This is a genomic window from Maricaulis sp. (genome assembly GCF_017643475.1).
GTDB lineage: Bacteria > Pseudomonadota > Alphaproteobacteria > Caulobacterales > Maricaulaceae > Maricaulis.
This window is the reverse complement of the sequence record NZ_JAEPNI010000001.1, coordinates 1294247-1312539: the sequence shown is the minus strand read 5'-3', so window position 1 is coordinate 1312539 and position 18293 is coordinate 1294247. Positions and strand designations below refer to the sequence as shown.

At 61.2% G+C, this 18293-nt stretch carries 18 protein-coding genes; 4 read left to right on the top strand and 14 right to left on the bottom strand.

Annotated elements, in window-relative coordinates; all coding sequences use genetic code 11:
• Positions 1-3: 3 nt before the first annotated feature.
• The 3 genes from JJ889_RS06300 to JJ889_RS06290 are packed head-to-tail and all read right to left on the bottom strand — an operon-like array spanning position 4 to position 3109.
• Positions 4-777, bottom strand: a complete 774-nt coding sequence (locus tag JJ889_RS06300) for an ATP-binding cassette domain-containing protein (protein WP_291892673.1) — start codon at positions 775-777, stop codon at positions 4-6.
• Positions 774-1928, bottom strand: coding sequence for an ABC transporter permease (locus JJ889_RS06295; RefSeq protein ID WP_291892672.1), 1155 nt, complete (start codon positions 1926-1928; stop codon positions 774-776). Before JJ889_RS06295 ends, JJ889_RS06300 begins: the two co-directional genes overlap by 4 nt.
• A gap of 11 nt (positions 1929-1939) precedes the next feature.
• Entirely contained in the window at positions 1940-3109 is a 1170-nt protein-coding gene (locus tag JJ889_RS06290) for an MFS transporter (protein WP_291892670.1), read from the bottom strand.
• 122 nt (positions 3110-3231) lie between these two features.
• Between JJ889_RS06290 and JJ889_RS06285 the strand changes: the two genes are divergently transcribed.
• From JJ889_RS06285 to JJ889_RS06275, 3 genes are read left to right on the top strand one after another with little or no spacing between them, the layout of a single operon-like run.
• Positions 3232-4530: a glycosyltransferase family 4 protein gene (locus JJ889_RS06285; RefSeq protein ID WP_291892669.1), complete on the top strand. Its 1299-nt coding sequence runs from the start codon at positions 3232-3234 to the stop codon at positions 4528-4530.
• A complete protein-coding gene (locus JJ889_RS06280) occupies positions 4527-5249 on the top strand; it encodes a methyltransferase domain-containing protein (protein WP_291892668.1) in 723 nt (240 codons plus the stop codon). The genes JJ889_RS06285 and JJ889_RS06280 overlap by 4 nt, the downstream gene beginning before the upstream one ends.
• Entirely contained in the window at positions 5249-6355 is a 1107-nt protein-coding gene (locus JJ889_RS06275; RefSeq protein ID WP_291892666.1) for a hypothetical protein, read from the top strand. Before JJ889_RS06280 ends, JJ889_RS06275 begins: the two co-directional genes overlap by 1 nt.
• On the opposite strand, the gene JJ889_RS06270 is transcribed toward JJ889_RS06275, so the two are convergent.
• Together JJ889_RS06270 and JJ889_RS06265 are read right to left on the bottom strand one after the other, a co-directional pair.
• Positions 6312-6917 carry a class I SAM-dependent methyltransferase gene (locus JJ889_RS06270; protein ID WP_291892664.1) on the bottom strand — a complete coding sequence of 202 codons (606 nt, stop codon included), beginning with the start codon at positions 6915-6917 and terminating at the stop codon, positions 6312-6314. The genes JJ889_RS06275 and JJ889_RS06270 overlap by 44 nt on opposite strands.
• A complete protein-coding gene (locus JJ889_RS06265) occupies positions 6917-7606 on the bottom strand; it encodes a hypothetical protein (protein WP_291892662.1) in 690 nt (229 codons plus the stop codon). The genes JJ889_RS06270 and JJ889_RS06265 overlap by 1 nt, the downstream gene beginning before the upstream one ends.
• A 130-nt stretch (positions 7607-7736) precedes the next feature.
• On the opposite strand from JJ889_RS06265, the gene pip reads away from it, so the two are divergent.
• Positions 7737-8702: a prolyl aminopeptidase gene (pip, locus tag JJ889_RS06260; protein WP_366940059.1), complete on the top strand. Its 966-nt coding sequence runs from the start codon at positions 7737-7739 to the stop codon at positions 8700-8702.
• Here the strand turns inward: pip and JJ889_RS06255 are convergent.
• The 9 genes from JJ889_RS06255 to ilvC all read right to left on the bottom strand — a co-directional run bounded on the left by JJ889_RS06255 (position 8699) and on the right by ilvC (position 18293).
• Positions 8699-10075 (bottom strand): sodium-dependent transporter, encoded by a 1377-nt coding sequence (locus tag JJ889_RS06255; RefSeq protein WP_291892658.1) that lies wholly within the window; start codon positions 10073-10075, stop codon positions 8699-8701. The two genes, pip and JJ889_RS06255, sit on opposite strands and share 4 nt — an antisense overlap.
• 114 nt (positions 10076-10189) lie before the next feature.
• On the bottom strand, positions 10190-11347 hold the full coding sequence (gene rodA / locus JJ889_RS06250) for a rod shape-determining protein RodA (RefSeq protein WP_291892656.1): 1158 nt from the start codon (positions 11345-11347) through the stop codon (positions 10190-10192).
• The gene (mrdA, locus tag JJ889_RS06245) at positions 11347-13224 is read right to left on the bottom strand and encodes a penicillin-binding protein 2 (protein ID WP_291892654.1); all 1878 of its coding nucleotides are present in this window, start codon (positions 13222-13224) and stop codon (positions 11347-11349) included. The genes rodA and mrdA overlap by 1 nt, the downstream gene beginning before the upstream one ends.
• Before the next feature lie 12 nt (positions 13225-13236).
• Positions 13237-13758 (bottom strand): rod shape-determining protein MreD, encoded by a 522-nt coding sequence (gene mreD, locus JJ889_RS06240; protein WP_291892652.1) that lies wholly within the window; start codon positions 13756-13758, stop codon positions 13237-13239.
• Positions 13755-14648, bottom strand: a complete 894-nt coding sequence (mreC, locus tag JJ889_RS06235) for a rod shape-determining protein MreC (RefSeq protein ID WP_291892650.1) — start codon at positions 14646-14648, stop codon at positions 13755-13757. The genes mreD and mreC overlap by 4 nt, the downstream gene beginning before the upstream one ends.
• A gap of 102 nt (positions 14649-14750) precedes the next feature.
• The gene (locus JJ889_RS06230; protein WP_291892648.1) at positions 14751-15791 is read right to left on the bottom strand and encodes a rod shape-determining protein; all 1041 of its coding nucleotides are present in this window, start codon (positions 15789-15791) and stop codon (positions 14751-14753) included.
• Between the two features lie 168 nt (positions 15792-15959).
• Positions 15960-16673, bottom strand: a complete 714-nt coding sequence (locus JJ889_RS06225; protein ID WP_291892646.1) for a VTT domain-containing protein — start codon at positions 16671-16673, stop codon at positions 15960-15962.
• Between the two features lie 68 nt (positions 16674-16741).
• Entirely contained in the window at positions 16742-17239 is a 498-nt protein-coding gene (locus JJ889_RS06220; protein ID WP_291892645.1) for a hypothetical protein, read from the bottom strand.
• Positions 17240-17300: 61 nt separating this feature from the next.
• Entirely contained in the window at positions 17301-18293 is a 993-nt protein-coding gene (ilvC, locus tag JJ889_RS06215) for a ketol-acid reductoisomerase (RefSeq protein WP_291892643.1), read from the bottom strand.

Sequence of the window (18293 nt, the reverse complement as noted above, 5' to 3'; positions counted from 1 at the left end):
CTCTTACCCCCCTTGTCCCGCAAGTGCGGCTCGGCCGCGCGGTCCATGGAAATATTCCTGAATCCAGGGATGCGGATTGCGCATCAAGGCTTCAATTGGCGCAACGGCTTCGACTTTCTTGTCTGCCAGCACCGCGACACGGTCGCAGATGGCGTGAAGACTGTCGAGATCGTGCGTAATCATCAACACGGTCAGGCCAAGGGCCTGTGAAAGTTCCAGAATAAGGCTGTCAAACGCCGCCGCGCCGATCGGGTCGAGGCCGGCTGTCGGCTCGTCCAGGAACAGGATGTCCGGATCCAGCGCCAAGGCGCGAGCCAGGGCCGCTCTCTTGCGCATACCGCCGGAAAGCTCTGACGGGTAACGATCCGCTGCTTCCGGAGACAGGCCTGCCAGGCCGATCTTCATGCCGGCGATTTCTTCCATCAGGGCCGGTGGCATGGAGACATGCTCGCGCAGCGGCGCCATGACGTTTTCACGCACGGTCAGCGAGGTGAACAGAGCGCCGTTCTGAAACAGGACGCCCCAGCGTGAATTGACCTTGCGGCGCTCAGCGACCGACAGGCCGCCATAGCGATGCCCCTCGAAAAAGACATCCCCGCCATCGGGCTGTTTGAGCCCCAGGATCGTGTTCAGCAGTACGGTCTTGCCCGTGCCGGAACCGCCGACCAGTCCCAGGATTTCCCCGCGACGGATATCCAGATCCAGATTTTCGTGGATGACGTGCGGTCCAAAGGCGGTTCGCAGGTCCCGCACGGAAATGAGAGCGTCCTGCGTCATATTCCCAGCTCCAGGTAGAGCATGGCAAACAGGGCCTCCAGCACGATCACCGCGAAGATCGACTGAACCACGGACGCAGTTACGCGGCGCCCCAGCGATTCCACATCACCTCCGACCTGCATGCCCTGGCGACAGCCAATGATCGCGACGACAAGGCCGAAGACGGGTGCTTTGGACATGCCCACCAGGAAGTGGCTCCAGTCGAGCTGTTCGTGAAAACGGGTAATGAAGAGTGAGGGCGAGATATCCTGGGCACTCCAGGCGACCAGCATGCCGCCAAAAACACCGGAGATCATGGCACCGAACGTCAACAGTGGAGCCATCAGCGTACAGGCGATTACACGCGGCAGAACCAGGACCTCAAACGGGTCAAGGCCGAGAACACGCATGGCGTCGACCTCCTGCTGCATTTTCATCGCACCGATCTGGGCGGTGAAGGCGGAATCAGACCTGCCCGCCAACATGATGGCCGTGATCAAGACACCGAATTCGCGCAGGACGGCAATACCGACAAGCTCGACCGTGAAGACCGAGAAACCCAGACTTTGCAGCAGGTTGGCACCCATGTACGCAACCACGGCACCGATGAAGAAAGACAAGGTAGCGATGATAGGCATCGCGTTCACGCCGACTTCTTCCATGGCCCAGATCGTCGGGGTCAATCGCAGGCGCGAGGGCACGAACAGGCTGGTTACACCGGTGATCATCGTCCGGCCGAGGAAACCCAGCGTATCAAGGATTTCCCTCGCCATGGCTTCCAGACCAGCACCAATTCGCGCAAGAGCCTTGCCAAACCCGAACGTGGGTGGCGCCTCTTCGGAACAAACCGTCGTACGGGCACGCACTTCCTCGATCAGTCGTCGCGCGGTCGGGTGATCCCCGATGAAATGGAAATCGCCATCGGGCTCTCCACATCGGCGGGTGACCCGTCCGATGATGAAGGCTCCCGCTGTATCCACGCGCCCCAGATGGGTCAGGTCGATGACAATATCGCCGGGCGCAGTTGTCTCTTCAACACGGCGCAGATCTGCGTCCGTGCTGCCGATTGTTTCGACCGTCCAGTCACCATGCAGCTCAACAACCGTCTTAGCGCCGTCCTGACGTATGACGGACCCGGCAGCATCAACCTGAGATAACGCTTTTCCCCTCATGGGATCGCAGCCTAGTCGATTTCTTTGCCCGACGGGAGTGCTGAAACGCGGTGAAGTGCAATTGCTGCAACCAGACCAATTGCGGCTGGTACCAGCATAATGACGAAGCCCCCGGCACCGGCCCAAGCAAAGGCGTACCCGGACGCCACTGACGCGAGCGCCATGACCACCCCACCAGAAAGCGCCGAGTTGATCGCCTGGACTGTAGCCGTATGACGCTGCGGGATAGCCTCAACAGCGAAACGCAGGAAACCGATATAGGTCGCTGCATAGGTCAGCGCGTGCAATAGCTGCAGCATGAAAAGGAAGGGCAACGGCGGACCCAGCGCGGTCAGCCCCCAGCGCAGAAGCGAACCCAGCGCGCCGACACCCAGAAGCTGCGCGGGCGACATGCGCCCAAGCACACCCTTGCCGGACCACCAAAGAAAAGCGATCTCGATCATCACTCCGGTCGCCCAGAGCGCTCCGATGATGAGCTTGCTATGCCCCTGCGCCTCCCAGGCAAGCGTCGAGAAATAGTAGTAAAATCCGTGCCCGCCCTGAATGCAGGCCGATGCCAGCAGCGCCCAGCCCAGCGGGCCGCGCACAAGGCGACCAAACTGCACCCAGTCAATCTTCTGCCCGGCTTCAGCATCAGCCGGCTCGCCGTCCGGCAAGGTGAAGGCGGACACGACGACAAAGGCGGCACCGGTGACGACAAACACGATCACGCTCTCGCTGCCCGTCAGGTCCAGCAAGGCGCCAGCGGTGAAATTGGCGATGACAAACACCGCGGAACCAAAGGCTCTCACAGGTCCGAACGGGATCTTGCCCGCTCGCGATTCCCGCATTGCAAACGCATCTGCCAGCGGGATCTGGCCAAAGAAACAGGCCGAGGCAAAAAACGCCAGTACCAGCAGGGGCCAGGGCGAGCTGGTTGGCAGGTGCATGGCAAAGGCCACCAGCGCCGTCAGCGCCATGGCCCGGATCGGATGGCGTTGCAGGCGCGCCTTGTCAGACCAGCGCGCGGCTATTGGTGAAATCAGGAAACGCCCGGCATAGCCCGCGGCCCCGATCCAGCCGATCCACTCCGCCGAAATCCCGCGCCCCTCCAGCCAGACCGGGAAATAGGGCAGGAACGCCCCGAGGGTCAGGTAGAAAGCTCCAAAATAGGCGGAAAATCTGAGTGTGTTGGCGTTCATGTGTTTTGCGTCCCGAAGCGCACGCCATAACCTTTCCCGACAGCGCTGCATAGGTGTCAAACGCTTGGCGAACAGCGTTCACTTCTATAGGTTCCCCGCAAAATCGGACACAGCCTCATCAGATGACTTTCGAAACGACTGCACATTCCTCCTCCAAGATGGCAGCAGACAGCGATCCAGTTCGACCGCTGCGGGTACTGGTCAGCGGTTATCGCTCCCACCCGCATGTCGGCGGACAGGGCGTTTACATTCGCGAGCTGACACGCGCGCTGGCAGGACTTGGACACAAGGTCACGGTCATTTCCGGCCCGCCATACCCCGAACTGGATGACGGCGTTGAGCTGATCGAACTGCCCTCACTCGACCTGTTCGAAGAAGACAACGCCTTCCTTGCCTTGCGCCCCCAGCATCTCACCAATCGTGCGGATCTGTCGGAATGGCTGGCGCATAATTCCGGGGCATTCGGTGAGCTGTATTCATTTGGCTTGCGACTGGAGAAATACCTGCGCGACCACGCCGGCGAGTACGACGTGCTGCACGACAACCAGACCCTCGCCTCACCATTTGTGCGCATTGATGAGCTTTTGCCCGTCATCACCACGATCCACCATCCGATCTCGATCGATCTGGACTATGCCGTTGCCGCTGGCGAAAGCTGGTGGAAACGCGCCCTGACACGCCGTTGGTACAGTTTCGTGAAAATGCAGGCGCGCACCTCGCGGCAGTTGCCGCGCATGCTCGCGGTCTCTGCCGCGGCACGGGACAGTCATGCCGAGCACTACGCGACACCCACGGAACGTGTGCGGGTTGCGTTCAACGGCATCGAGCACTCCATTTTCCATCCCGACAGCGCAGTGGAACGCGAGCCGGGCCTGATCGTGACCACGGCCAGCGCCGATGCACCGATCAAGGGGTTGGATGTCCTGCTGGAGGCAGTTGCCCGCGTCGCGGCAGCGCGCCCGAACGTCAAACTGCGGATCGTCGGCACCCTGCGCAAGGGACCGGCCAGGCGTGCTCTGGAGAAACACGGGCTGACCTCCCGCGTTATCGATGGTGGCGGTCTCAGCCGCGAGGATGTGGCAGATCTTTATCGCCGTGCGCATGTCGTCGCCTGCCCCGCTCGGTTCGAGGGGTTCGGTTTCCCGGCCGCCGAGGCCATGGCCTGCGGGGCAGCAGTTGTCTCCAGTGATGGCGGTGCCCTGCCGGAAGTGGTCGGTGATTGCGGCCTTGTCTCTCCTGTCGGGAATGCCGGCGCGATGGCGGCCAATCTGGCGCGCCTTCTGGATGATCCGAACATGGCCAGCGAAATAGGTCAGCGTGCCACCGCCCGGGCGCAGGACGTGTTTCAGTGGAAACACCACGCCCTCGCCGCCTCGCGTCTTTATACCGAAGCCCTTGCTGAACGGGGAGCCCGCTCATGATGGTCACGGTTCGTCTCGAGGACATGGACCTCGAGCCCGGAATGCGCGTTCTCGATCTCGGCTGTGGCCGTGGCCGACACCTGCACGCACTCTACTGGAACGACATTCCGCTGGACGTGGTCGGACTGGACCTGTCGCACGGCGAGGTCAAGGCAGCCTGGGAAGGCTTTTTCGAGTTGCCTCCTCCCGAGCCGGCTTCCGACCAGCGCTCCGCCTCGGTCACAGCCGGCGACGCCGGCCGTCTGCCTTTCCCGGACGCTTGTTTCGACCGCATCATCTGTTCCGAGGTCCTGGAACACGTGCCGGATCCGGACCTGGTTCTTTCGGAAATCTCACGCATCCTGAAACCCGGCGGCCTGTTCATCGCCTCGGTGCCGCGTTACTGGCCGGAAAAGATCTGCTGGAGCCTCTCGGAAGGTTATCAGAACACGCCGGGCGGGCATGTGCGCATCTTCCGCTCCTCCCAGCTCAGGCAGTCCGTCGAGCAGCAGGGTTTCAAACGCTTTGCGCGCCACTGGGCCCATAGCCTGCACAGCCCCTACTGGTGGCTGCAATGTGCGCTCTGGGACAAGCGCGAGGACAGCGGCCTCGTCAATACCTACCGCAAATTCCTGGAGTGGGATCTGTTGCAACGCCCCTGGCTGACGCGCTTCCTCGACTGGCTGCTGAACCCGGTCATGGGCAAGTCCGTCGTCATGTATTTCCGCAAGGCCAGCTGATGAACACGCCCCGTATCATCGTCGAAAGCGCAGCCTATATCCGCACGCTGCAGCGTCCAGACGGATCCATCCCGTGGATTGACCGTGGCATCTGGGACGCCTGGAACCATGGCGAGAGTGTCATGGGACTGGCCATCGCGGGACATGCCTCCGATACGCTGCGGGGTCTGGATTGCCTGGTCGAGCGACAGGACGCCGATGGCGGATTTACCGGTGACCTGGGTGCTTCGGTACCACTGGATGACGACAATCGCCGCCTCGTTCCGGGAACCCCGGAACAGGCCCGCGACACCAATTTCACCGGCTATGTGGCGGTTACCGTGCTGCGCAGCCTGCTGGCATTGCAAGCCGCGGACAAGGCCGAGCGTTATTGGCCAATGGTCGACAGCGCAATTGAGTTTGTCCTGCGGCACCAGACCGAACGCGGCGATATCGTCTGGCGTGGCCTCGATCCGTACGAGGCCCTGGAAGACGTCGACAGCCTGCGCGCCGGTAATGCCAGCCTCTATAAGTCCATTGAATGCGCCCTGCTTCTGGCCCGCATGGTCGGCGCCGAGCGCCCACACTGGGAAAGTGCCCGGCGCGCGATTGGCGCCACGCTGCGCGAGAATGATGCGCGTTTTGATCGTTTCGGCACGGACCGTCGTCGATATGCGATGGACTGGTACTACCCGGTCCTGACCGGTGTATTGCCGACCGGGGCAGGTCGGGCCCGCCTCTATGCGCGCTGGAACGAGTTTGTCGAGGCGGGGCTGGGATGTCGCTGCGTGACGGATGAGCCGTGGGTCACTGCAGCTGAGACAGCGGAACTCGCCCTTGCCTGCCTCGCAGCGGGCAAGCGCGAGGAAGCCCGTGATTTGCTGGAGAACCTGGAGCCCTTGCGAGCCAACGACGGTGGATACTGGATGGGGTGGCAGTTCGCCGAGGACGTCATCTGGCCTTATGAGCGCCCGTCCTGGACGGCCGGGGCAATGATCATGGCACTCGACGCAGTTGAAGCCCTGACACCGGGGTCGAACCTGCTGATCCGAACGGTGTTACCAGAACTTCGGGAGACAGCCCCTAAGCCAGACGGCGAAGGACTTCCAGCGTTCCTGTTCGACTGACGACCTCGAACAGGCCGCTATCGCGCGCCAGCTTCCAGATCTCATAGGGCGGCCGCCCGCCATCTTCCGGATTGGGGAAGACGTCGTGTATGGCCAGGATACCGCCGGTGACGATGCGCCCGGCCCAGCCGCGATAATCGGTCAACGCGGCCTCCATGGAATGCCCGCCATCGATGAACACCATGCCCAAAGGCGTGGTCCAGTTCGCAGCGACGGTCCCGGAACGCCCGATGAGCGGGATCACGCAATCTTCCAGCCTGGCGCGGTGGAGCGTTCGGCGCAGTTCGCGCAGCGTCTCCACGGCGCCCAGCTCGGCATCGAAAAGAGCGGGATCGTGATACTCCTCACCCGGCTGGTGCTCTTCCGAACCGCGGTGATGATCCAGCGTATAGAGTACAGTTCCAGCCTCACGGACCGCCGGTCCGAGATAGAGCGCGGACTTGCCGCAATAGGTTCCGATTTCCAGCACCGGGCCCCGGCGTCCAGCCTCACGTGCCAGTTCGGCAAGGCGGTCGCCTTCCTCGGGAGCGAGGAAACCTTTTACGTCGTCAGGTGAAAGCATCAGGAAGAGGCGCCGGTCATCAGCGTGCGGCGCAGCTGGGCAATGTCATCGGCCCGGTCACGCAGGGCTTCCGCGTCGCGGGCGAAGCGAGCACGGCGGGTTTCCAGCTGGGCAAGCTGGCTTTGCTCCAGCCCGCCTGCGATATCGGCCATGGCAGAATTGAACGTATCCAGGGCTTGCCGCGAATATCCGACGGCCCGTTCGAGATGTTCAATGTCTTCCGCCAGAGATGCTCGCGTCACGGCGGAGGGTTCACGGATCAGAACCTGGGCCGCGAAGTTCACGTCCCGGATCAGCGCATCGGCTTCGTCAAGGTCAGACGCCAGTCTGGCCATGGATGCGTCTGCGACCAGCGAACCGGTATTCGTGCTGATCATGTACGGGATCTCGACCAGATACGCGACCGGCACGCCGCGCTCGATCGGGGTATCGGAATTCTCGCTTTGACCCGTCAGGCGGTTCATCCAGCCGCCGGCCGACGTCATGGACTGAACTCGGTGAACCCACCCCTGTTCGACATAGGTGTCTTCAAGACGCGTCACGGATGTTCTGAGGGCAGACTGATGGACATTCTGGGCATCGCGCATGGACGGCAACACCGATCCTGCAACAGAAATCGGTGCGCTTGCACACGCGCTGATCGTCAAACACGCGGCAATGGCAGCGGTTACGATCCCGGACTTCTTCATCGTCGAATGTCCCACAAAAAATACTACGGCCCCAATACCGTGACAGTATCGAGTGTTGAGCGAATAGGCTATGGTTTATTCCGTTTAGAACTGCCTAACGAAATAACTTGCTATTGCGGCATATTTCATGATGGACGCTGGTTACACCCGACGCCTGCTTTACCCCCCGATACAACCGTATCGCAGCTATCGCCTGAATGTCGGCGACGGGCATGAATTGCATGTCGAGGAATGCGGACGGCCTGACGGTCTACCGATCGTCACCCTGCATGGCGGCCCGGGCGGAGGCATCTCTCCTGCCCTGAGGCGCTTTTTCGATCCTCAGCGCTATCGCATCATCCTGTTCGACCAGCGCGGCTGTGGACGCTCCACGCCGCATGGTTCACTGGAAAACAACACCACACAGGCCCTGGTCGAAGACATGGAAAAAATCCGGGTCCAGGCCGGTATCGACAAGTGGATCGTGTTTGGCGGGTCCTGGGGTGCAACGCTGGCCATGGCCTATGCGCGCGACCATGCGGATCGCTGCCTCGGGCTGATCCTGCGCGGGATTTTCACCTGCACGCAGGCCGAGCTGGACTGGTTCTACAAACACGGCGCCAATGTCATGTTTCCGGACGCCTGGGAACGCCTGGTCGGCTCACTGACCAGCGAAGAGCGAGAGGATGTCGTCGCGGCCTATTATGCCCGCATGCTGGAAAATGACGTGGTGCGCCGACGCCCGGATGCTCTCGCCTGGGCACGCTGGGAAAGCGCCCTGATCTCGCTGGCAGGTGATCCCAGCGCGCCGCTGGCAGACCCGATGCGGGCCGACGGCTTGGCACGGATGGAAACGCATTATTTCGCGCACAAGGGCTTTTTCGAACGCGACGGCGAGCTGCTCGAGGATGTGGGCAAGTTCAACCGGGTGCCCGGTGTCATCGTCCAAGGTCGGTATGACGTTGTGACGCCGCCCAAAACGGCCTGGAGCCTTGCCCGGGTCTGGCCGCGAGCAAGGCTCCAGTTAATTGGCGATGCCGGCCATGCGGCCGGCGAGCCCGGCGTGGTCGACGCACTGGTGCGCGCGACCGACGCCTTTGCAGATCAGATGGGCTAGCCCAGTCCGAGGGCCTCGTTAAGTTGGCCACCGTTGAAATTTGCGTCCACGCCCAGCACAAACACAGCTCCCACTGCAACTGGTACGACCCACCGCATCATGAAGTGGAAGAAGCCGAACAGTCGTGGTGATGCATGACTCAATTCCTCGCGGAGGAGTTTTTTCGGGATCACCCAGCCGACGAATACTGCGATCAGGAATCCACCCAGCGGCAGCAGTGTCTCGCCTGAGAGCAAATTGACCCAACCATCAAACTCCGGCGAATGGACAGCCCCTGCGCCAATCATGAATGCAAATCCACCTAACAGCCAAGCCGACGTTGGCCGACCGAAATCAGAATGCTCATCAAAAAACGCGACTGTGGCTTCCAACAATGAAATCGACGAAGTCAAAGCTGCAATCACAGCGAGAAAGAAAAAGGCGCCGCCGATAAACTGCCCTGCGGGCATTTGTGCAAACAAGCCCGGGAGAGCATCAAAGATCGGATTTCCGTCCAGTGGTGCGCCTGCGGAGAACAACACCGGAAAGATCATGAATCCTGCGATCAATGCCACGACCGTGTCAGCACTTGTGATGAAAAAGGCGTTCTCGCCAATGTTCGTATCCTTCGTAAGATACGAACCGTAGGTAATCATAATTGCCGACGCCACTCCTACGGAAAAGAATGCTTGGCCGAGCGCTGCAATTACGACTGATGCGTCGACCGCACTCCAGTTGGGTGTGAAAAGGTACCTTGCCGCTTCCCACGTCGAACCATCACCAAGCCCTCGGACAACTCCGAACAGGGTCAAACCGATAAGCATCACGAAGAACAGCGGCATCAGAATAGTTACAACTCGCTCAATGCCGCCTTTCAGGCCCCGGGCAACAATCATCACAGTCAGCAGCATGAAGACGAAGTGCCACGCCAACCCGCGCGAGATGCCGGCCTCTCCGCTCGCGCCGTTAAGGAAGGTTTCAATCCCGCCGTCGACAGCGAATAGCCCCATGAATCCGCCGGTCGCGTACGCCATGATGCGACCCGCAATAACCGAGTAGATGGTGAGCACGAGAAATCCACCAATCATGCAAACCCAGCCGACTATCGACCAACGGGCAGACTTCTTTGCATCCATGGCAATCTGGCGGGTAGACGAAACCGCCGACTTCTGGGCATGTCGTCCAATCGCGAATTCGGACATCAAAACTGGAAATGCGATTAGGAAGACGCACGCCAAATATACAAGAACAAATGCACTTCCGCCGTTCTGTCCCGTTTCAAACGGGAAACGCCAGAGATTGCCGAGACCGACTGCGGAACCGACCGCAGCCATGATAAATGCAAAACGCGACGACCAGTGCGCATGGGCACCCGGTGCTGGTGTTGCCGCCATGATACTCTCCCCTCCGGGCAGCCCCTCACCGGCCACCTCGTATTGCTACAAATCGCCGCGCACACTTCCCCATGCGGAAGGCCCGGTCAAGCTTGACAGCGCAGAGGATGTTGCTCAGCCGAACAGTCCGACACCGCGTGGCGGCTCGGCATTGCGGTGGATATGCGCGCCCAGGATCAATCCGAAGGCCACCAGGATGGAGAGCACCACGGTGCCACCATAGGAAATCAGCGGTAAAGGCACGCCCACCACCGGCATCAGGCGCGAGACCATGCCGATATTGATGAAGACATAAAGCGCATAGGTCGTGATCAGGCCCATCGTCAAAAGACGCAGGAATGGGCTCTTGCAGCTCACGGCGACGCCGACACCCTGCGCCATGATCAGCGCATTGATCGCCAGTACGGAAATCCCGCCTACAAAGCCGAACTCCTCGCCCAGGGCGGTGAAGATATAGTCGGTCTGCATCTCTGGAAGGAAACCCAGCTTGGACTGCGTACCCTCGAGATATCCCTTGCCGGTCATTCCGCCCGATCCGAGCGTGATCACCGCCTGGTTCGGGTGATAATTGATGCCCAGGGGATCAAAATCCGGATTGGTGAAGGCCCTCACCCGGTCCATCTGGTATTCGGCCAGGATGTTTTCCAACCCGACAACGGCAATGCCGACAACACCCATCAGGCCCAGCACGCCCACGATCAGGATGAACCACCAGCTCAACCCGGCCATGAAGATCACGGCAAGGCCGGTGGCGATCAACAGCAGGGTTGTCCCCAGATCGGGCTGACCGATGATCAGGGCCGCCGGAGCACCGATAATCATCATCGGCGGTATCAATCCGGACAGCGAGGTCACCTTCTCGGTCGGCAGATCATGATAGAAACGCGCCAGGGCCAGCACCAGGGCCACCTTCATCACCTCGGAGGGCTGCAGGCGTAGCGGCCCCAGATCGATCCAGCGCTGGGCGCCGTTGATACTGACCCCGGCAAACTCGACCAGGACAAGCAATAACAAGGCGCCGAAATAGATGGGATAGGCGACGCCTATCCAGAAGCGCGGCGGGAACATGGCCACGATCAGCATGCCCGTAAAGCCGACACCCAGACGCAGGGCATGGCGCACCGCCCACGGATTCCATTCGGCGCCAGCCAGCGAGTACAGCATCGCCACGCCAGCTACGCCCAGAAGGCCCAGCAGCAAGACGAGAGACCAGTTGATCTCCATCATCTTGCCCGGAAGGTCGCGGGGAACGGTCTCGCGGAAAACAGCCATCAGATGCCACCTCGTGTGGTCGACGGGGCGAGCGAGGCAAAGACACCCGGTCGGCTCGACGGATCACGCGCCACTGTCCGACGCAGGATATCGCGCGCAGGCCGCGTCGCCGCACTGGAGCCGCCGCCATGTTCAACCACGACGACACATGCATACTTGGGATTATCGGCGGGCGCGTAACACATGAAAAGGCCATGGTCGCGCAGGCGCCAGGGCAGATCTTCCTGCTCCCTCACGCCCTGTTCGCGCTCTTCGGCGGTGATGGAATAGACCTGCGCCGTACCAGTCTTGCCGGCCATCTCTACGCCTTCAATACCCAATCCGCCCAGCGAGAATGACGTCCCGCCCTGTTCGTGCACGACGGCCCGCAGGCCCTCACGAACCCGGGCCATGGTGTCGTCACTGAGCCCCATATGCTGGGCAGGCGGTGTCATGGCGTTGCGGAAAAGGGTCGGCTGGACCGCACGGCCGGACGCGACGCGGGCCGTCATCACGGCGAGCTGCAAGGGAGACGCCAGGGTGAAACCCTGCCCGATGCCCGTGTTATAGGTGCGGCCGGTTGTCCAGGGCTGGTTGCGATTGGCCATCAGCCAGGCCGGGCTCGGGTTCAGCCCGCGCGCCACGCCCGCAATGCCGATATCAAACTCCTCGCCGATACCAAAGCGGGCCGCCATCTCATTGATGCGATCGATGCCCAGCCGCTCGGCAATCTCGTAGAAATAGATATCGCAGGACGTCTTTAACGCCTCATGCAGGTCCACACGACCATGCCCTTCCCGCCGCCAGCAATGGAAATCGCGATTGCCCAGGCGCGTCGAACCGGTACAGCGCACGCTCTCGGACGGTTCGATTATGCCCGCTTCCAGCGCTGCCGCGGCAACGACGGCCTTGAAGGTCGAACCGGGTGGATAAGTCCCCTGGATGGACTTGTGATAGAGCGGCCGGTGATCATTATCGCGATAACGCGCATAATCTGCCGAGGAGATACCGCGGACAAACAGGTTCGGGTCGAAAGACGGATTGGATACCAGCGCGATCAACTCACCGGTATTCACGTCGATCACAACAGCGGATGCACTCTCATCGCCCAGTCGTTCGGATGCGAAACGCTGGATGTCCGCATCCAGGGTCAGCACAACATCCATGCCCTGACTGGGATCAACGGACTGGTCCGGGATCTCGCGGATAATGCGGCCTGCCGCATCCACCTCGGTCTTCAGGGCACCGGCGGCACCACGAAGGTCGTGTTCACGCGCAATTTCGACACCATTCTTGCCAACGCGAAAACCCGGCTGGCGGAGCAGGCGCTCGGCATCGGGATGGTCATTGGCGATATCATCCTCGTTCGGCGTCTGCACATAACCCACAACATGGGCAAAGGCCTCGCCGTAAGGATAATTGCGCACTTCCTCGACATCCGGCGTGATGCCCGGAATGTCCGGCGCATAGAGATTGACCGTCGAGAAGGTCTGCCAGTCCAGATCGTTGGCGACGGTGATCGGCTGGAAACTGCGATTCTGGCGCGCCCGGCGGTGGATCAGATCGCGGCGCCCCTGCGAGATCGTCATATGGCGGCCGAGCAGATCCAGCGACGTATCGATGTCGCTGGTGCCTTCCGGCGTCAGCAGGATGCGATAGCTGTCGCGATTGTCCGCGATGGGCACCCCGAAACGATCGAGAATGCGCCCGCGCGATGGCGGTGTAAGCTGGAAATTGAACTGATTGTCTTCCGACAACAGGCGATACCGCTCGCTGTCCAGCACCTGGAGCGCATAGAGGCGTGCGCCGAGAATAGTGAAGCCCAGCGCCCCTGCGCCGGAGAGCAAGAGAGCCCGGCGGGTGAATTTGAGTTCCTGTTCCTGGCGATCTGCGCGCATCTTTCCTCGCGATCACCCCCCGATGAAACCTGACCGGCTGCCGCGCCGGCGACGCACAGCCAGAAAGGCCAGCATCGGAAACATCAGGATTGAGGCAATGGTCTCAATGATCAAGGGCTGAAGATGCGGCATCTCACCCAGCGCAAAGAAACCGGCAGAAAAGGCAATGGCCTGGGCCAGCAAAAGCGTTCCCCCGAACCGCAGGACGATCGGCGGCAGATCTCTCGGCATGCCGTCCTCGCCGCGAAAACGGAACACCGAGATCGATACCAGGTAGGACAACGCCCAGATGCCCATCGGCGCTCCGGTCAACAGGTCCTGGGTGATGCCGATCGCGAAAACGGCAATCGGCGGCATGAAATAGGGACGCAGGCCCGACCACAGGAAAATCACCATCAAAGGCCAGGTGGGCATGATGGTGATGCCTTCGATGAGGCGCGTCGGAGCGGCCTGGAACAAGAGCGCCGCCACAACCGACAGCACACAACCCAGCGCGGACCAGTAAGGTGCAGAGCGTTCCTTGGGTTTTCTCATTGCCCGCCCTCCTCGGTTGCGGGCTGCGCAGTGTCGCCTGCTTCGACCGATGCAGTTTCTGCGGGTGCCGGCAGGTCCGTTTCAACCTCTGCCGAAGCAGTCTCAGCTTCCTCTCGCTGCGGGATAACCGCAGGCACATAGGGCCAGACCCAGACAAAATCGATCGGCGCCTGGTCTGAATAGAGCTCGACCCGCCAGCCGCCATCCCGCGTCGGCACGGCCACACCGACTGGCAAGCCCCGTGGCAGGACGCCGTCATCACCGGAAGAAACAATACGATCACCGGCCTCGATATCGGGATTACGTCCGAGATATTGCAGGCGCGGGTACTCGGAATTGTCGCCGGTCAGGATGGCGCGGGAATTGGACCGGTCCACCATCACCGGGATGTTCGAGTTCAGGTCGGTCAGCAGAAGTACGCGTGCCGAACGCTCGCCGGTCTCGTAGACACGTCCGACCAGGCCGTAGAGATTGATGACGGGATACCCGTCGGCAATGCCGGCGTTTCTGCCACGACCGATCAGACGGGCATGCACAAAGGGGCCACGCGGATCCGCTACAGTCCAGGCACCGATCCGGTCCTGGGTCGCCTGCGTCTGTACGTTCAGGGCGCTTTCATAGACCTCGATACGGTCGCGCTGTCGATAGGCCAGGTCTTCCCAGTAACGCGCCTCGATCAGTTGCTGGCGCAGCTCGGCATTTTCGGCCGCCAGGTCACCCTGCATCCGGAAATAGGGTCCAATACCCTTCACCGCCCGGATGGGCTGCGCGGCCAGCTCAAGCAGTGGTGCTGCGATGTCGGTGAAAGAGGCACGAAAACCCGCAAAAGCCACTGATCTGGACGCCGGACGGTCGAACATGATCAGCGCGCTCGATACTACGATCAACATGATGAAGATCGTGCGCGAAAAGCGGACCCCATGTTCCGCATCGTGTCGTGCCGTGCGCCGTGACGCCAACGACCTACTCCTTCTCCCCCGCCCCGCTGTGTATTACACAGCTTCAGAGAGAATGGGACGCCAAACTTTCAAATCTTCTACCGCGCGACCGCAACCCAGCACCACGCAGGACAGGGCTTCATCGGCCAGGCTGACCGGCAGCCCCGTACGCTCACGCAGCTCGGTATCCAGGTTCCGCAACAGCGCGCCACCGCCGGTCAGGACAATACCCTTGTCGACGATGTCGGCAGCGAGTTCCGGCGGCGTGGCTTCCAGCGCCTGTTTAACCGCTTCCACGATCTGTTCGACCGGCTCGGAGAGACTGTCGGCAATCATGGCCTCGGTGACGGCGATTTCGCGCGGCACGCCATTCATCAGGTCACGACCCTTGATATCCAGCGACAGGCCCTCGCCTTTCACCGGCGGCATGGCCGAACCGATTTCCTTCTTGATACGCTCGGCAGACGTCTCACCGATCAACAGGTTCGCGGAACGGCGAATATAGTTGATGATCGCCTCGTCCATCTTGTCACCGCCGACGCGTACAGAACGGGAATAGACAATGCCGGACAGGGACATGACGGCGACCTCGGTGGTGCCACCGCCGATATCAACAATCATGGAACCGGTCGGCTCATCGATCGGCAGACCGGCACCGACGGCAGCCGCCATCGGCTCGTCGATCAGATAAACCTTGCGCGCACCGGCACCCAGCGCGGACTCATGGATCGCGCGGCGCTCTACGGCGGTCGCACCGGACGGCACACAGATCACGACCTGCGGGCTCACCATGGCGCGGCGATTGTGCACTTTCTGGATGAAATGCTTGATCATTTCCTCGGCGACATCGAAGTCGGCGATCACACCGTCACGCATCGGGCGGATGGCTTCGACATTGCCCGGCGTCTTGCCGAGCATCAGCTTGGCTTCAGCGCCCACGGCCTGGACGTGTTTTCGTCCCTTGTCGACCTTGTAGGCGACGACGGACGGTTCGTTCAGGACGACACCGCGTCCCTTGACGTAGACAAGCGTGTTCGCGGTGCCGAGGTCGATGGCAATATCCGCGGAAAGCAAACCAAAGAGGCTGTTGAGCATGGGCGCTGATTTCGGAAAGTGTGGCGACAAAGTCGCGTTGCAACTATTTTTCTTGTGCGATGATGCGAAAGATATTGCAAGGGGCGCGAAGGTCTAATTCCACAATTCTTCCGTCTTTTCAGGAAACAGCTGCAGCTGGTCGCGCGAGGCATCCAGACGGAGACGGGCTCAGGCGTCGGTTTTTTCCGGACGATTGCGGCGCAGCCAGCGGCGCGCCACCAGCATCAGGCCAATCCATGCGACCATGGCCGAGACCAGCAGGGCAATGACCATCGGGTCCTGACCATTGAAGAAATCCAGGATGATCTGCCAGCCCAGGCTGACAATGACGATCTTGCAGGCTGCACCAATCGCCAGGCCCAGGATAAACGCCCAGTAAGGCGTTCGCGTCACGCCAAAACCCATATTGACAACAATGAAGGGGCCGGACGGAACAAAGCGCACGATGATCGAGGCCAGCATGCCATTGCGGCCGATAAAGTCGGAGATGCGGTTGGCCCACTCCCCGCCATATCGTTGGACCAGGCTCGATCCGAACCTCAGCCCGAGCCAGTAATGCACGCTCGCGGCTGCCAGCGTGCCCAGCCAGGCATAGAGGAAGCCCTCGATGGCTCCGAAGGCGACGACAGCCGCGCCCATCAGGACAAATTGTGGAAAACCGACAAAGGACAAAGCGATGAAGATCGCGATCGTCAGCGGCAGGGCAAACCATTGCTCGGAAAGCCATGCAAACCAGCTCGCAACCGGGCTCTGGTCCGCATCAAACAGCATCTTGCCGGCTACAAACATCACGCCCAGGGCTGCAAACAGCGCCAGCGACACGAGCACAGCCCGCAACGCCTTGGCGTCCATACGCATGATGAAATTGATGATGCCGCTCATGAAGGCGCTGGCCCTTACTGGTTCACCCGCAACTACCTAAGCAGAGATCGAGCCAGCCGCAATCTTGATCAGCCGTTTGCGTTGTCTTCCAGCTCGCCGGACGCGATCAGCGAGAGCTTGGCGCGTTGCATGGCCAGAACCCCGAGCTGTTCGTCCAGGATCTTGAGCAGATCGCGGGCTTCCTGCTGATCGACCTCGCCCGGAGACCGGGCGGTTTCCGACAGGGATTCCATCAGGGCGGCGATATTGCGGGCATTGCGGCGGCTGGCTTCACCGGCCAGGGCCAGCCAGTCGGCGTCCTCGGCCTTTTCCAGCGGCACAAACAGGCCACCGGCCAGGGCTGCCAGGTGCTGGGCCGCGGCGGTGGCGCCGTCCTCGGTCAGCGTGCAGACGCGGGCATAGGAAATCTCGTTGGTCGAATCCGGGTCCGCCAGCGCATAGACACGTGTGCGGGAAAGGTCCAGCAATTCCATGACCTTGGGGATACCGCCCACTTCCTCGAACAGGCGCGCGACAACCTCTTTGGGTTCGCCGTAAGGTCTTTGTTTTACCGGATTAAATGCCATTGCCAGCCCCTGCAATCCACTCTGGAATAATTCGTCTATTACAACTGATTGTGCATCTTGGCTATTTCGAGGCACCGTAGAGCCGCGAACGCAGATCCCGACCCGCTTCCTCGATCTTCAAGGCCTCGTCCGCATCACGATCCGCGACCATAGCCTCACCCGCCTCATAGGTCTCGACCCATTTGCGCGCAAACCGGTCGCTTTCAATGTCGGCCATTGCGTCGTCGAAGACCTTGCGCAGTTCCGGGCCCGCAATCCGGGCCTCGATCTCCCGGGCGCCAAATTCGGCCGTGTCGGAAATCGCCTTGTACATGCCGGCAATGCCGCGCGACTGGATGAGGTCGGCCAGGTATTTGATCTCGTGCACACAGTCGATATAGGCCATGCGCTCGGACACGCCGGCCGCCACCAGGCGGTCGAAACTCGCCTTGGCCAGGGCGACCATGCCGCCCACCAGAACCACCTGCTCCCCGAACAGATCCGAGACAGTCTCTTCGCGGAAGGTCGTCGGGAAAATGCCAACATTGCCCGACCCGATACCGGCGAGATAAGCCAGCGCGATCTCACGGGCCCGGCCGGACGCGTCCCGGTGCACCGCCCAGAAACCGATCAGCCCCTTGCCCTTTTCAAACTCCTGTCGCACCGCGCCGCCTGGCCCCTTGGCCGCCGCCAGGATGACATCGCAATCTGCTGGCGGCGTGATCAGCTCGTAGTGGATCGAAAAGCCGTGACAGACGATCAGCGCCTGGCCCGGTTTGCGATTGGGTGCAATTTCATTGTCCCAGATCTGGCGATGCGCTTCGTCCGCAGCGAGCAAGGCCACTGCATCCGCCCAAGCTGCGGCCTCCGCCAGGGTGACCACCTCAAACCCGTCCGCCTCGGCCTTCGCCCGCGACGGCGAACCCTGGCGCAGAGCGATGCGGATATTCTTTGCGCCGCTATCGCGCAGACACAGCGCATGGGACCGACCGTGATTGCCATACCCCACCAGGGCAAGCTTCAGATCGAAAATGGGTGTGAGATCGATATCGTCGTTATAGAGCGCGTCAGTCAT

Excerpts from the sequence above, each read along its gene's own strand:
- JJ889_RS06220 (WP_291892645.1), bottom strand. The coding sequence starts at position 17,239 with ATGGCATTTAATCCGGTAAAACAAAGACCTTACGGCGAACCCAAAGAG.
- mrdA (WP_291892654.1), bottom strand. The coding sequence starts at position 13,224 with ATGCGCGCAGATCGCCAGGAACAGGAACTCAAATTCACCCGCCGGGCT.
- JJ889_RS06270 (WP_291892664.1), bottom strand. The coding sequence starts at position 6,917 with ATGCTTTCACCTGACGACGTAAAAGGTTTCCTCGCTCCCGAGGAAGGC.
- JJ889_RS06275 (WP_291892666.1), top strand. The coding sequence starts at position 5,249 with ATGAACACGCCCCGTATCATCGTCGAAAGCGCAGCCTATATCCGCACG.
- pip (WP_366940059.1), top strand. The coding sequence starts at position 7,737 with ATGGACGCTGGTTACACCCGACGCCTGCTTTACCCCCCGATACAACCG.
- JJ889_RS06255 (WP_291892658.1), bottom strand. The coding sequence starts at position 10,075 with ATGGCGGCAACACCAGCACCGGGTGCCCATGCGCACTGGTCGTCGCGT.
- JJ889_RS06225 (WP_291892646.1), bottom strand. The coding sequence starts at position 16,673 with ATGAGCGGCATCATCAATTTCATCATGCGTATGGACGCCAAGGCGTTG.
- mreC (WP_291892650.1), bottom strand. The coding sequence starts at position 14,648 with ATGTTGATCGTAGTATCGAGCGCGCTGATCATGTTCGACCGTCCGGCG.
- JJ889_RS06285 (WP_291892669.1), top strand. The coding sequence starts at position 3,232 with ATGACTTTCGAAACGACTGCACATTCCTCCTCCAAGATGGCAGCAGAC.
- JJ889_RS06300 (WP_291892673.1), bottom strand. The coding sequence starts at position 777 with ATGACGCAGGACGCTCTCATTTCCGTGCGGGACCTGCGAACCGCCTTT.
- mreD (WP_291892652.1), bottom strand. The coding sequence starts at position 13,758 with ATGAGAAAACCCAAGGAACGCTCTGCACCTTACTGGTCCGCGCTGGGT.
- JJ889_RS06265 (WP_291892662.1), bottom strand. The coding sequence starts at position 7,606 with ATGAAGAAGTCCGGGATCGTAACCGCTGCCATTGCCGCGTGTTTGACG.
- ilvC (WP_291892643.1), bottom strand. The coding sequence starts at position 18,293 with ATGACTGACGCGCTCTATAACGACGATATCGATCTCACACCCATTTTC.
- JJ889_RS06280 (WP_291892668.1), top strand. The coding sequence starts at position 4,527 with ATGATGGTCACGGTTCGTCTCGAGGACATGGACCTCGAGCCCGGAATG.
- rodA (WP_291892656.1), bottom strand. The coding sequence starts at position 11,347 with ATGGCTGTTTTCCGCGAGACCGTTCCCCGCGACCTTCCGGGCAAGATG.
- JJ889_RS06230 (WP_291892648.1), bottom strand. The coding sequence starts at position 15,791 with ATGCTCAACAGCCTCTTTGGTTTGCTTTCCGCGGATATTGCCATCGAC.
- JJ889_RS06295 (WP_291892672.1), bottom strand. The coding sequence starts at position 1,928 with ATGAGGGGAAAAGCGTTATCTCAGGTTGATGCTGCCGGGTCCGTCATA.
- JJ889_RS06290 (WP_291892670.1), bottom strand. The coding sequence starts at position 3,109 with ATGAACGCCAACACACTCAGATTTTCCGCCTATTTTGGAGCTTTCTAC.